Annotated in this window: 12 protein-coding genes; 5 read left to right on the top strand and 7 right to left on the bottom strand. The window is 33.1% G+C overall.

The genetic code is table 11. The annotated features are described in order from the left end of the window. Positions 1-55: 55 nt before the first annotated feature. The 4 genes from FUA26_RS06460 to prfB form a co-directional block, all read right to left on the bottom strand. Positions 56-2,509, bottom strand: a complete 2,454-nt coding sequence (locus FUA26_RS06460; RefSeq protein ID WP_147133251.1) for an outer membrane beta-barrel family protein — start codon at positions 2,507-2,509, stop codon at positions 56-58. Between the two features lie 86 nt (positions 2,510-2,595). Then, positions 2,596-2,937 (bottom strand): arsenate reductase (glutaredoxin), encoded by a 342-nt coding sequence (arsC, locus tag FUA26_RS06455; protein WP_147133248.1) that lies wholly within the window; start codon positions 2,935-2,937, stop codon positions 2,596-2,598. 11 nt (positions 2,938-2,948) lie between these two features. Continuing rightward, the gene (locus FUA26_RS06450; RefSeq protein ID WP_147133246.1) at positions 2,949-3,566 is read right to left on the bottom strand and encodes an HAD family hydrolase; all 618 of its coding nucleotides are present in this window, start codon (positions 3,564-3,566) and stop codon (positions 2,949-2,951) included. 1 nt (position 3,567) lies between these two features. Continuing rightward, a protein-coding gene (gene prfB / locus FUA26_RS06445) for a peptide chain release factor 2 (protein ID WP_147133243.1) occupies positions 3,568-4,678 on the bottom strand; the annotation gives its coding sequence in 2 pieces (ribosomal slippage) (positions 3,568-4,614 and positions 4,616-4,678; 1,110 coding nt in all). Between the two features lie 94 nt (positions 4,679-4,772). Between prfB and FUA26_RS06440 the strand changes: the two genes are divergently transcribed. After that, on the top strand, positions 4,773-5,798 hold the full coding sequence (locus tag FUA26_RS06440; protein WP_147133241.1) for a threonine aldolase family protein: 1,026 nt from the start codon (positions 4,773-4,775) through the stop codon (positions 5,796-5,798). A 5-nt stretch (positions 5,799-5,803) separates the two neighbouring features. On the opposite strand, the gene FUA26_RS06435 is transcribed toward FUA26_RS06440, so the two are convergent. Further along, positions 5,804-6,127 (bottom strand): YbaB/EbfC family nucleoid-associated protein, encoded by a 324-nt coding sequence (locus FUA26_RS06435; protein ID WP_147133237.1) that lies wholly within the window; start codon positions 6,125-6,127, stop codon positions 5,804-5,806. 68 nt (positions 6,128-6,195) lie between these two features. On the opposite strand from FUA26_RS06435, the gene FUA26_RS06430 reads away from it, so the two are divergent. The 3 genes from FUA26_RS06430 to FUA26_RS06420 all read left to right on the top strand — a co-directional run bounded on the left by FUA26_RS06430 (position 6,196) and on the right by FUA26_RS06420 (position 10,875). Continuing rightward, positions 6,196-8,256 carry a S9 family peptidase gene (locus tag FUA26_RS06430; RefSeq protein ID WP_147133234.1) on the top strand — a complete coding sequence of 687 codons (2,061 nt, stop codon included), beginning with the start codon at positions 6,196-6,198 and terminating at the stop codon, positions 8,254-8,256. Positions 8,257-8,332: 76 nt separating this feature from the next. After that, the gene (locus FUA26_RS06425) at positions 8,333-9,373 is read left to right on the top strand and encodes a PLP-dependent cysteine synthase family protein (RefSeq protein ID WP_147133231.1); all 1,041 of its coding nucleotides are present in this window, start codon (positions 8,333-8,335) and stop codon (positions 9,371-9,373) included. A 242-nt stretch (positions 9,374-9,615) separates the two neighbouring features. After that, complete coding sequence (locus FUA26_RS06420; protein WP_147133228.1) at positions 9,616-10,875, top strand: aminotransferase class I/II-fold pyridoxal phosphate-dependent enzyme; 1,260 nt, start codon at positions 9,616-9,618, stop codon at positions 10,873-10,875. Positions 10,876-10,933: 58 nt separating this feature from the next. On the opposite strand, the gene FUA26_RS06415 is transcribed toward FUA26_RS06420, so the two are convergent. Then, positions 10,934-12,052: a GTP cyclohydrolase gene (locus tag FUA26_RS06415; RefSeq protein WP_147133225.1), complete on the bottom strand. Its 1,119-nt coding sequence runs from the start codon at positions 12,050-12,052 to the stop codon at positions 10,934-10,936. A gap of 31 nt (positions 12,053-12,083) precedes the next feature. Further along, positions 12,084-13,112, bottom strand: a complete 1,029-nt coding sequence (locus FUA26_RS06410) for a transporter (RefSeq protein ID WP_317131283.1) — start codon at positions 13,110-13,112, stop codon at positions 12,084-12,086. 155 nt (positions 13,113-13,267) lie between these two features. On the opposite strand from FUA26_RS06410, the gene FUA26_RS06405 reads away from it, so the two are divergent. After that, positions 13,268-13,555, top strand: coding sequence for a DUF4834 family protein (locus FUA26_RS06405; RefSeq protein WP_147133222.1), 288 nt, complete (start codon positions 13,268-13,270; stop codon positions 13,553-13,555). Positions 13,556-13,569: the final 14 nt, after the last annotated feature.

Below are 13,569 nucleotides of genomic sequence, written 5' to 3'. Positions count from 1 at the left end.
TTAAATAAAAAAAGGAAGCGATTAGCTTCCTTTTTTTATGCCTATTATTTGGCTTTTACATTTCCATGCCATCGCCGCCGCCATCATAATCGCCATTACGCTCGCGTTTTTTCTGTTGGTTAAATCTGTATGTAAATGATACGTTATAAATTGTACCTCCTCTAAATTGTATTTCTTGGTAGGCTCTAAACGTATCGGCAGTAATATTGTTTCTAGAGTAGCCACTGTTAAAAACATCTCTTACATTAAAGGCTATAGATGCTTTATCATTAAATAAATCTTTACTTAGCGCTTGGTTTACTGAAAACACACCTTCTCTGTCGTTTTGATTATCTGAACTTGGGCCACGGTAATTAGCCATGGTTTGCCAGTCTATATCAAAAGGAAGCGTTACTTTATTTGAAATTCTTCCACGCCATGTAAAATTATCAGCACCTAAATCTATACCTTCAAAACTGCCTTCTCTTTCAAATTTAAAAAAGTTTACATCGGTATTAATACGCCATTTTCTAGAAGGGCTATAGTTAAGGTTCAATTCTATGCCATAACTATCATCTGTAGCAACATTAACAGGGCTTCTTTGTATTACAGGAAATGCTTCATTACCAACCATAGCAGTTTCACCAGTTTCTCTACTTACAAAGGCCATAACATCGGTAGCGTGGGCATAATACACAGCCGAACTTAAGGTAATATTACCAAACCTATTTAAATAACCAATTTCATATTTGCTGGTGTAAGTTGGGTCTAAATCTGGGTTTCCTTGAAATACATTTGTAATACTTGAGCGTGAGGGGAATGGGTTTAACATAAAACCACCGGGTCTTCTTAATCGGCGGTTGTAGCCCAAGGTAATACTTTCATCATCACTTAATTCTAAATTTATATTTACCGTTGGAAATAGGCCTGTTAAGTTTTTTCGTTTAAAATCGCCAGTTGTAGGTTGGTCTAGGGTAGTACGTGTGTTTTCTAACCTTACACCTAATAAATATGAAACTTTGTTTATTTTACTACCATATTGCGCATATGCAGCCATTAAATATTGTTTGAAGTTGAATACGTTTGATAAATCTGTGTTTACTTCAAATTCATTAGTGTTAGTGTTTAATAATTCAACATTATAATCGGTTGAAGTATTATTGAAATCACCACGAACACCCATTTCAATTTGGCTCATGTTTCCTATTGGCAATACGTAATCTGAACGTAAAAGAATTTTAGATTCCTTTTCAATATTTTCTAAAATATCGGTGTCTGTACCGTTAAAGTTAATTAATGAAAATTCATTATCATCATTATCTTCATACTGAAAATCTAACGTAAGTTTGTGGTCTGTTTTTTCAAAATCTTTCGTAAAATTTAAGGCATACTGAATGGTTTTTCTATCGCCATCTTCCGGATCTAATCTAATATCGGTAGTTGTGGTATTATTTATTTTATCAAACTGAATCATGCGGTTTACAGAGTTGTTTTCATTGTTGTTGTTTCTGTAAACAACCGATGTGGTAATAGAAGCTGTTTCATTTACATACCACTCTAAACCTACATTTGTGGTAATACCATTGTTAATTCTGGTAAAATCGCGTCTTTCGTTTAAATCGGGTGTGTTAATATCAAAATATTCTACATCGTTATACCAGCGTCCGGGTCTTTCATTGTATCTGTAGGATGTTGTATTAAAAAAGTTTAAATCGCCTGTTCTGTAATTTATATTACCTGAAATTCCAGCGGCTTTTGGATGTCCAGCATTGGCTGTTACAGAGCCGTTTAAACCCTGTAATTTACTACGGCGTAAAATAATATTTAAAATACCAGCAGTACCTTCAGCTTCATACCTTGCTGAAGGCGAGGTTATAACTTCAACTTTTTCAATAGCATCAGCTGGTAATTGCTGTAAGGCGTCTGATGAATTTAAACCTACCAAGCCAGATGGTTTGCCGTTAATAAGTATACGTACGTTGTCATTTCCGCGAAGCGCAATACCGCCTTCAGCATCAACAGATACCGAGGGTACATTATCTAAAACATCACTAACGCTGCCGCCACTTACGGTTAAATCTTTACCTACGTTGTATATTTTTTTATCTAACTTTATTTCAACCGATGTTTTTTCGGCTATAATTTCAACTTCGCCTAAAGAGGCAATATCAATATCTAAAAAAATAGTACCTAGGTTTTGCGATTTAAATATATTTTGATTGAATAGTTTTTGTGTTTTGTATGAAATATATTCAATAGTTATATCATAAGTGCCTTGTGGTACAGGAATGCTAAAGCTACCATTAATATCAGTAATACCGCCGGTTACAACTTTATTAGCCTTTTTACTAAAAAATGAAATGGTTGCATATTCTAACGGGTCATTGGTTTCTTTGTCTAAAACTTTACCTGTAACGGTAACATCTTTTATGGTTGATGTTTTTATTACTAAATTTTCTTGGGGTTTTGGTTGGGCATTAGTGTTTATAACACTTGTTAATAAAAAAAAGAGTGTAAAAATTTTATACATAATTATAGTTTAGACTTAAGACTCCAAAAATATAATTAGGTAAAACCGATTTTAGTTAAAGTTGTGCTAAATTGAAGATTGAAATGTTAAATTATCTCTTTAATTTTCTCAGGAGGCCTGCCAATAACGGCCTTTTTGTTGTTTATTACTATAGGTCTTTCTATAAGTTTAGGGTGGTTTACCATAGCCGAAATAATAGCATCATCAGATAAATCTTTACCTTTAAAATCTGTTTTCCAAATAGTTTCATTTTTTCTAACAAGGTTAATTGGGGCAATGTCTAACAGTTTAATAATGGCTCTTAATTCGGTTTCTGTAGGTGTGTTTTCTAAATACTTTATAACTTCAAAATCTTTACCAGAAGCCTCTAAAATACTTAGGCCTTGTCTTGATTTGCTACAACGATTATTATGGTATATCGTAATCATTTTTTTAACGTTTAAATATTAATGTTGAATGTTTTTAATTCTGAAATAAGCTGTTCAGGATTTTTAAATTGAATACCGTTAATACCCAATGTGTTTGCTGCTTGAATATTACGGATGTTATCATCTATAAAAATAGCGTTTTCGGCAGTAATATTGTAACGGTTTAGCGTAGTGATGTATATATCTTTAAAAGGTTTTCTGGTTTTTTCATCACCAGAAACTACAATGCCTTCAAACCATTGTAAAAATTCAAATCTTTTTAGTGCAATAGGGAAGGTTTCATTGCTCCAATTTGTTAAAGCTACTACTTTATATTTTTTTGAAGCAATCATTTTCTTAAGAATATCAACTGTTCCAGAAATGGCATCACCTAACATTTCTTCCCAACGCCCGTAATACATTCTAATTAAATCTTCATATTCCGGAAACATGGCTACTCTTTCTTCTGTTGCTTTAGCAATAGGGTAGCCGGCATCTTGGTTTTCATTCCAATCCATAGTACAAACATTGTTAAAAAACCATTGCATTTTTTCACGATTGCCATTAAATTCATTAAGATAAACGTATTCCGGATTCCAGTCTATTAAAACACCACCAAGATCAAAAATAACAGTGTCTATTTGTTTCATTTTAAAGCTCGTTTGTGTTTTCTTCTTGTTGGCCCATCATCATTAAATAGGCTTTTAAAAATGGGTTTATGTCGCCATTCATAACAGCATCAACATTACCTGTTTCATGTGCTGTTCTAACATCTTTAACCAATTTATAAGGGTGCATTACGTAATTACGTATTTGGCTTCCCCATTCAATTTTCATTTTACTAGCTTCAATATCATCACGTTGCGCGCGTTGTTTTTCTAGCTCAATTTCATATAATTGAGAGCGTAACATTTGCATAGCACGGTCTCTATTATCATGTTGCGAACGTGTTTCTGAACATTGAATTTGTATGCCTGTTGGTTTGTGTAATAGCTGAACTTTTGTTTCAACCTTATTTACATTTTGCCCGCCAGCACCACTAGAGCGTGCGGTTGTAATTTCTATATCGGCTGGGTTTATAGCTATTTCAATGGTATCATCAACTAAAGGGTACACGTAAACCGAAGCAAAACTTGTGTGGCGTTTAGCATTACTATCAAAAGGAGATATTCTTACCAACCTGTGCACTCCATTTTCACCTTTAAGCCAACCAAAAGCAAAATCGCCATTAATTTCTAAAGTAACGGTTTTAATACCAGCCACATCGCCTTCTTGGTAGTTAAGTTCTTTAACTTTGTAGCCTTCTTTTTCGGCATACATTAAGTACATGCGCATAAGCATACTTGCCCAATCGCAACTTTCAGTTCCGCCAGCGCCGGCTGTAATTTGTAATACAGCACTTAGGTTATCACCTTCATCAGATAGCATGTTTCTAAACTCTACATCTTCTAAAAAGGTAGCTGTTTTATTAAAATGCGTGGTAACATCATCTGCTGTAGATTCGCCTTCTTTATAAAATTCATAAAGCACCTCTAAATCTTCAATTTGCGATTTTAAGGTTTTGTAATCTTCAACCCATTTTTTCTTAACCCTGAGCGATTTCATTACAATTTCAGCTTCTTTGGGGTTGTCCCAAAAATTAGGGTCGAAGGTTTTTTCTTCTTCGTTTTGTATTTCAATTAATTTCCTATCTATGTCAAAGATAGTGCCTTAGTTTGTCAAGGCGGGTATTAAGATCTTTAATTTGATCTGAAGTAATCATAATTTGAATATTTTGAACAAAAATATAATTAATACCTAACAGGAAAAAACTTTAGATATTTTTTTAGTTTTATCTTTTTAAATTTCTCAGAGTAATGAAAATAGACTTAAGAAGTGATACTGTTACCAAACCAAGCGCCCAAATGCTTGATGCTATGATGCAAGCTACTGTGGGCGATGATGTTTTTGGAGAAGATGAAACCATAAACCTCTTAGAACAAAAGGTAGCCCGTATGTTTGGTAAAGATAAGGCTTTGTTTTTTCCAAGTGGCACTATGGCAAATCAAACAGCTATAAAATTACATACACAACCAGGTAACCAAGTTATTTGTGATGCATATGCACATATTTATAATTATGAGTCTGGTGGTGTGGCTTTTAACAGTGGTGTGTCTTGTAAACTATTAGATGGTAATAATGGCCGATTTACAGCTAAACAGGTTGAAGCCGCTATAAACCCTACAGATTATTGGTATGCTGAAACACGTTTGGTAGCTTTAGAAAATACAACCAATAAAGGTGGTGGTGCTTGTTGGGATTTTAGTGAAATTGAAAAAATAAAAAACCTGTGTATTGATAAAAATTTAGGGCTTCATTTAGATGGGGCCAGACTCTGGAATGCCTTAGTGGCTAAAAACGAAACTACACAACAGTACGGAGCTGTATTTAATACCATATCGGTTTGTTTAAGTAAAGGTTTAGGGTGCCCTGTTGGATCTGTTTTAGTTGGCGATGCTACCATTATGAAAAACGCCCAAAGAATTCGTAAAGTTTTTGGAGGTAATTTAAGGCAAGCAGGGTATTTAGCAGCCGCAGGTATTTATGCGCTAGATAATAATATAGCACGCTTAGCCAATGATCACAAAAAAGCTATAGAAATTGGTAATGCACTTAATAGTTTACCAATAATTAAGGTAGTAGAACCAATTGAAACTAATATTGTGATTTTTGAGCTAAACCCCGATGTTAACGAAACACATTTTATTAATAAACTAACTGAAAATAACATTCATATTATTAGTATGGGTAGTAATAAATTGCGTATGGTAACACATTTAAATTACACCAATGATATGCATGAAATACTGTTAAGGGTTTTAAAAAATACTAATTTTAACTAACAACTCTATTTAAACATATCCATACCAGGAATATTCGGTAAGCCTTCTTTGGCGGCGGCAGCTAATTCAGCTTCGTTTACTTTGGTGGCTTTTTCAATAGCTTTGTTTAGTGTTAAAACCAAGTAATCTTCAAGTTGCTCTTTGTCTTCAAGTAGGGTGTCGTCTATTTCTAAACCTTTAATTTCTCTATTGGCAGTAATAGTAACTTTAAGTTTATTGTCTGAACTCGCTTCATCAATTAAAACCGTATTTAAGCGTTTTCTAGTTTCTTCTACTTTTTTTTGGGTTTCTTTAAGTTTCCCCATCATATTCATCATATCTCCAAACATATGGTATCAAATTTTATAAATGCAAAACTATTTAATTTTATATTTGTGCGCTAAAATTTAACAATAAATTGAAAAATACAATAACGCCCCCAAAAGCAAAAAAAAAGCCAGAACAACTTCAGGCGCATAACGATATTAGAATAGATAACTACTTTTGGCTTAATAATAGAGAAGACCAAGAAGTAATAGATTATTTAGAGGCCGAAAACCAGTATACAAAAGGTATTTTAAAGCATACTGAAGCTTTTCAAAATTTACTTTTTGAAGAAATGAAAGGCCGCATAAAGGAAGATGATGAAACTGTACCGTATAAATTAAATGGCTATTGGTACATTACACGTTTTGAAAAAGATAAAGGTTACCCCATTTACACACGTAAAAAAGGAACACTAGATGCCGATGAAGAATTGCTGTTTGATTGTAATGAAATGGCCAAAGACCAAGCTTATTTTAAACTAGGTAGTATAGCTATTAGTCCAGATAATAAGTTAGCCGCTTTTACAACCGATTTGGTAAGTAGGCGCCAATACACAGTACAAATAAAAGACTTAACCACAGGCAATATTCTGCAAGATACTATTATAAACACCACAGGTAGCATTACTTGGGCAAATGATAATAAAACGCTTTTTTATGCTTTAAAAGACGACGTTACGCTACGTTCGCACAAAATATGCAAACATGTTTTAGGCACGCCTGTTAGTAATGATGTTGATGTATTTCATGAAACTGATGATACCTTCAATACCTTTGTGTATAAAACAAAATCTAGAAAATACATTGTTATTGGTTCATCAAGCACCTTATCTACAGAATACAGATTTATAAATGCAGATACGCCTGAGGCCGATTTTGCAATATTTCAAGAAAGACAACCCGATTTAGAGTATAATATTTCGCATTATAATGACGCCTTTTATATTATGGCTAATAATGATGGTGCTACCAATTTTAAACTTTTAAAAACACCTGAAACAGCTACAGCTATTAATAATTGGGAAGAAGTTTTACCACACAGAGATCACGTTTTGTTAGAGGATATTGAAATTTTTAAAGATTATTTGGTAGTTAATGAACGTGAAAATGGTTTAAATAAACTACGTATTATAAGTTGGAATGGTGAAGAAGATTATTACTTGCCGTTTAACTCTGAAACTTACACCGCATACATAGGTAATAATCCAGATTTTGAAAGCAATTCATTGCGTTACGGTTTCAATGCATTAAACACACCAAGTTCGGTAATTGATTATGATTTAGAAACCAAGCAAAGCACCATAAAAAAAGAACAACAAGTATTGGGCGGCACATTTAACAAAGCCAATTATATAACAAAACGTGTTTGGGTTACCGCACGCGATGGTGTTAAAGTTCCTGTGTCTTTAATATACCGAAACAATTTGGTTTTAAATGGTGAAAATCCGCTATTACAGTATGCATATGGTTCCTATGGTTCTACCGTAGATCCTTCGTTTTCTTCCATTAGATTAAGTTTATTAGATCGTGGTTTTATTTATGCCATAGCACACATTAGAGGTAGTGAGTATTTAGGAAGAGATTGGTATGAAAACGGTAAATTACTTACAAAAAAGAATACGTTTTATGATTTTATTGATGTATCTAAATATCTTATAGAAAACAAATACACATCAAATAAACATTTATACGCATATGGCGGGTCAGCAGGAGGTTTACTTATGGGCGCTGTAATGAATATGAATCCTGAATTGTATAATGGTATTATTGCAGCAGTACCGTTTGTTGATGTAGTTACTACCATGTTAGATGAAACCATACCATTAACAACAGGTGAGTATGATGAATGGGGCAACCCTAATGAAGAAACCTATTATCATTATATGAAATCATATTCTCCTTATGATAATGTAGAAGCTAAAGCTTATCCAAATGTATTAGTAACTACAGGTTTGCATGATTCGCAAGTACAATATTGGGAACCTGCAAAATGGGTAGCTAAGCTACGCGAATTAAAAACAGACCAAAATATTTTATTATTGCATACTGATATGGATGCTGGCCATGGTGGTGCTTCGGGCAGATTTGAAAGCTTAAAAGAAGTAGCCTTAGAGTATGCTTTTTTATTAGATTTAGAAGGTATTAATGCTTAATTTAAAAAAAAAACTTATTTTTGTCAGGTTTTAAGTCGCGTTTTAATAATACATTGCGCCCTTTAAAAAGCATTTAATGAAACAAGACAATAAGGTTTACAACAGTTTTTTAGACTTAATTGGCAATACGCCGCTTGTTAAGCTTAATAAAATAACCTCAGAATTTGAAGGTAATTTCTATGCTAAAATAGAATCTTTCAATCCGGGTCAATCATCAAAAGATAGAATAGCACTTTATATAATAGAGGAAGCCGAAAGAAAAGGTATTTTAAAACCAGGTGATACTATTATTGAAACCACATCAGGCAATACAGGCTTTAGTATAGCCATGGTTAGTATCATAAAAGGCTATGAGTGTGTTTTAGCAGTAAGTTCTAAATCTTCACCAGATAAAATAGATATGTTAAAAACTATGGGTGCTAAAGTATATGTGTGTCCTGCACACGTTAGTGCCGATGATCCTAGATCTTACTACGAGGTTGCAAAACGTTTACACCAAGAGCGTAAAGGTTCAGTATATATAAATCAATATTTTAACGAATTAAATATTGATGCACATTACCACTCTACAGGTCCTGAAATTTGGCAACAAACCGAAGGAGAAATTACACATTTAGTTGCATGTAGTGGTACAGGTGGTACTATTTCAGGTACAGCAAGATATTTAAAAGAGCAAAACCCTAACATTAAAGTTATTGGTATTGATGCTTTTGGATCTGTTATTAAAAAATATCACGAAACACGTGAGTTCGATGAAAAAGAAATTTACCCATACCGTATTGAAGGTTTAGGTAAAAACTTAATACCTGCAGCAACAGATTTTGATGTTATAGACGAGTTTGTAAAGGTAACCGATGAAGAAAGTGCGCACACAGCAAGAGAAATTGCAAGAACAGAAGGCATGTTTGTTGGCTATACTTCTGGCGCTGTAGTACAAGGCTTAAAGCAATTAGGAGAAGCAGGAACCTTTAAAAAAGATGATAAAGTAGTGGTTATTTTTCCAGATCATGGCTCAAGATATATGAGTAAAGTATACAGTGATAAATGGATGAACGATCAAGGATTTTTTGATAGTGTAAATGAAGAAACACTAGAAAAAGTTCAATATATAAAGTAAAAAATATACTTTTCAATAAAAGAGATTGTGTTTTGTTTTAAAGCAAAATTTAATCTCTTTTATTTTATAATAATTGCGTGCTAAAAATTATGTTCAAAACAATTAAATAATTAATTTTGCACCAACTAACTAAGGTACTAAACTAAATATTTTTTATCCGTAAAAAAATAGTGTGTTAGCACAGTAAACAATCACCTTAATTAGTATTATCTTAGAATTAAATAGCGTTAAGACATTTTTAAATGAAGGATTTATTTGAAAAAATTTATAAAGACAAAGGGCCATTAGGTAAGTGGGCATCACAAGCAGAAGGGTACTTTGTATTTCCTAAATTAGAAGGAGAAATTTCAAATAGAATGAAATTTCAAGGGAAAGAAGTTATTACTTGGAGTATAAATGATTATTTAGGTTTAGCAAACCACCCTGAAGTAAGAAAGGTTGATGCTGAAGCTGCTGCTCAATACGGTTCTGCATATCCAATGGGAGCACGTATGATGTCTGGTCACACAGATTTGCATGAAAAACTTCAAAATGAATTAGCTTCATTTGTTAATAAAGAGGCTGCATACCTTTTAAACTTTGGTTACCAAGGTATGGTGTCTACCATAGACGCTTTGGTTTCTAAAGATGATATAATTGTGTATGATGTTGATGCGCACGCATGTATTATTGATGGTGTGCGTTTACACATGGGTAAACGTTTTACTTATAAGCATAATGATGTTGAAAGTTTAGAAAAAAACTTAGAGCGTGCCTCTAAAATGGCAGAACAAACAGGCGGAGGTATTTTAGTTATTTCTGAAGGTGTGTTTGGTATGCGTGGTGAACAAGGACGCTTAAAAGAAATTGTAGCTTTAAAAAAGAAATTCAATTTCAGATTATTTGTTGATGATGCACACGGTTTTGGTACATTAGGCGCTACAGGTGCTGGTGCTGGTGAAGAACAAGGTGTGCAAGATGATATTGATGTGTACTTTGCTACGTTTGCAAAATCGTTAGCAAGTACAGGTGCTTTTATTGCAGGTGACAAAGAAATTATAGATTACTTAAAATATAACTTACGTTCTCAAATGTTTGCTAAATCACTACAAATGCAACTTGTAGTTGGTGCTTTAAAACGTTTAGAAATGTTAAGAACCATGCCAGAATTAAAAGCGAAACTTTGGGAAAATGTTACAGCTTTACAATCTGGTTTAAAAGCCCGTGGTTTTGATATTGGTACAACACAAAGTTGTGTAACACCAGTGTATTTAAAAGGAAGTATTCCGGAAGCCATGGCTTTAGTTAAAGATTTACGTGAAAATTACGGTATATTCTGCTCTATTGTAGTATATCCTGTAATTCCTAAAGGTTTAATTTTATTACGATTAATACCTACGGCATCACACACGTTAGATGATGTAAATGAAACACTTGCTGCCTTTGAAGGGATTAGAGACAGGTTAGAAAACGGTACTTATAAGCGTTTATCTGCCGCTGTTATGGCAGCAATGGGTGAGTAATAAATAAATTAATTATTCTCATAAAAAAGTCCGAATTTTAAATTCGGACTTTTTGTTTTTATAAATCTTTTCTAAAGGTTTTACGCTTGCGGTACACTTCAGGACTAAAATGCTTCCAAATTTGATGAATAGCTATGTTGTCTTCCAATTCGGGTGTTCTATAGCAAAATTCAATGCCTTTTTCAGTAAAAGTTTTATAGTATTCATTAAAAATTACTGCATGTACACCTTTATTTTGGTAATCTGGGTGAATACCTATAAGGTAAAAGTTAACGTCTTTACTGTGTTTTTTTGCTTTTAAAATATGCCTAAAACCAAATGGAAATAACCTGCCATTGGCTTTTTGTAAGGCTTTTGCAAATGAAGGCATTACTATGGCAAACCCTATTAAATTATTGTCTTTGTCAATTACAAACTTTATATATTCAGGGTTTACAAAACTTATAAATTTCTTTTTAAAATATTCCTTTTGAATATCAGTAATAGCTACAAATGATGATAATGAGGCGTAGGTTTCATTAAATAAATCAAACATTTTATCTACATACGGCATAACTTCAGATGTTTTTGTGAAGTTTAATGCGGTAAGTTGGTAACGTCTTTTTATAAGTGCTTGTGCCTTTTCAAAGGTTTCAGGTTTTACATTACTAAATGGAAATTTACTTTCTATATATCCTTTTTCAACCTTATAATTTGCAGCTTCATAATGTTTAGCATAATAGGGGTGGTTATACCATGTTACCATTGGGGTATTGTGCTCAAAACCATCGGTAATTACGCCAACTTTATCAAGGTTTGAAAACCCAACAGGACCTTCGGCATACTCTAAATTATGCGCTTTTCCTATTGCTTCAACTTTGTTTAATAATGCTTTTGATACTTCTAAATCATCAATAAAATCAAACCAACCAAAACGCATTTTTAATTGTTTTTGGTCTTTTACTTCAAGCCAATTAATAATGGCAGCAATTCTACCAACTACGGTATTGTTTTTATAGGCTAAAAAAAGTTTAGCTTCGGCATCATTAAATACAGGGTTTTCGTTGGTGTCAAAAGTTTTTAATTCCTGACTTAAAATTGGTGGTGTCCAGTATTGAGAATTTTTATAGAGTGTAAACGGAAATTTAACAAAGGTTTTTAAATCCTTTTTATTGCTAACTTCTTTAATTGTAATCATATACAGTTAACGTCTTTTTGTGTTATTTAGTTTAATCAAAGTCTATGCTTCGTTTTTTTTGTTTCTTGGGGCTATTATCATTGGTATCTTTATTTTTTTTAGATGCTTTTTTTGATCTTTTTTTGCCGCTTTTCCTGTCGCGTCTGCCAGCTTCATCTTCAGCACTTGTGCCATTATCTATTACAGGGTCTTTATGAAAATCTAATCTATATGAAGCACCAATGCTTGCGTTAAAAACCGAAGGTGTATCTTTGGTGTTAAAGGTTATAGCGGTGTCTAATTGAAAATTTTTACCAAATAAGCGTGCACCACCAACTCTAAATAAGTTATCGGCATAAAAATCACTTTTAATACCTTGCGTTTCACCAAAAATAACCCAATTAGCGTTTAAGGCGTGTGTTAGTGTTAGTATGTATTGAAAATCAGATTGGTCTGTGCCAATACGGTCTTTAATTAAATTCATTACAAAAACCCAACCGCCAGCAAAATTGTTTTGCGTAGCAATCATTACTTTAGGGCTTATGCCTTCAATACCCGGCGCGGTAAAAGGATTGTTTTTAGTGTCATAGTTTATACCAGCAAAAATAGAAACGGCGGGTATTAAATTACGCCATTTAAAACGGTGGTTGGCTTTCCAGCTATAAAGGTTTGGTTTGTTGGCTTCTTCGTTCTTATAAGGATCAAAAATTAAATATTTAGCACCCAACGCTAAGTGTTTAAAGTTGGCTCTATCATCTTCGGCGCCTGCTTGGTAGGTGTATGTTTTTGTATCGTTTTGGTAGGTACCTTCAATATTAATTTCTAATTGCTCAAATAAAAAGCCATAACGAGCTGCAAAATCAGCTCCTAAGCCAGAAACTTCGTAAGTAGTTGCAGGTGTGCGTTTTTCTTTCACAAAATAAGGGCCAACTTCAAACTGTACAACGTTTTTTCCAACTGAAAAAGCACTTCTAGATACTCCTGGGCGATTTGAGTTTATAACATCAGTATATTGACTAAAGGCGTGTATAGTAATAAAATACATTAAGGCTAAAAGGATAGATTTGTAAGGCTTCATCATAAAAATTAAGTATTATAAAGAATAAAATAAGGTATAACACATGGGGCTGTTACCTTAAATTTGGTTACCAAATATATATATTTTATAGTTTTTTTATCAGTTTTAAACGTTTTTTAAGTATATAGAATTGTATTTTTGTTTAAAAAAGAATTTTCATGCAACAATTTGCATCTGCCACAGGTTTAGTAAAAATGATTCTCATCATTTTGTTAATTTATTTTGGTGTTAAAATATTGGCACGCTTGTTTTCGCCTTTTTTAATAAAGTTTGTAGCTAAAAAAGCAGAAGAGCGTTTTGGGCAACAGTTTAATGGCGGCTTTCAAAATAGAAAGCCACAAGAAAAACCTAAAAAAGAAGGCGAAGTCACCATAGATAAAATACCAACACGTAAGACTTCAAATAAAGATGTTGGAGATTATGTGGATTTCGAAGAAATTGATTAATTTCACAATCATTG

The sequence above is a fragment of the Seonamhaeicola algicola genome (genome assembly GCF_007997385.1).
Lineage (GTDB): Bacteria > Bacteroidota > Bacteroidia > Flavobacteriales > Flavobacteriaceae > Seonamhaeicola > Seonamhaeicola algicola.
Note: the sequence above shows the minus strand (reverse complement) of the source record. Positions and strands in the feature narration are given on the sequence as shown.

Excerpts from the sequence above, each read along its gene's own strand:
- FUA26_RS06450 (WP_147133246.1), bottom strand. The coding sequence starts at position 3,566 with ATGAAACAAATAGACACTGTTATTTTTGATCTTGGTGGTGTTTTAATA.
- arsC (WP_147133248.1), bottom strand. The coding sequence starts at position 2,937 with ATGATTACGATATACCATAATAATCGTTGTAGCAAATCAAGACAAGGC.
- FUA26_RS06440 (WP_147133241.1), top strand. The coding sequence starts at position 4,773 with ATGAAAATAGACTTAAGAAGTGATACTGTTACCAAACCAAGCGCCCAA.
- FUA26_RS06415 (WP_147133225.1), bottom strand. The coding sequence starts at position 12,052 with ATGATTACAATTAAAGAAGTTAGCAATAAAAAGGATTTAAAAACCTTT.
- FUA26_RS06435 (WP_147133237.1), bottom strand. The coding sequence starts at position 6,127 with ATGTTTGGAGATATGATGAATATGATGGGGAAACTTAAAGAAACCCAA.
- FUA26_RS06425 (WP_147133231.1), top strand. The coding sequence starts at position 8,333 with ATGAAACAAGACAATAAGGTTTACAACAGTTTTTTAGACTTAATTGGC.
- FUA26_RS06460 (WP_147133251.1), bottom strand. The coding sequence starts at position 2,509 with ATGTATAAAATTTTTACACTCTTTTTTTTATTAACAAGTGTTATAAAC.
- FUA26_RS06405 (WP_147133222.1), top strand. The coding sequence starts at position 13,268 with ATGCAACAATTTGCATCTGCCACAGGTTTAGTAAAAATGATTCTCATC.
- FUA26_RS06420 (WP_147133228.1), top strand. The coding sequence starts at position 9,616 with ATGAAGGATTTATTTGAAAAAATTTATAAAGACAAAGGGCCATTAGGT.
- FUA26_RS06410 (WP_317131283.1), bottom strand. The coding sequence starts at position 13,112 with ATGATGAAGCCTTACAAATCTATCCTTTTAGCCTTAATGTATTTTATT.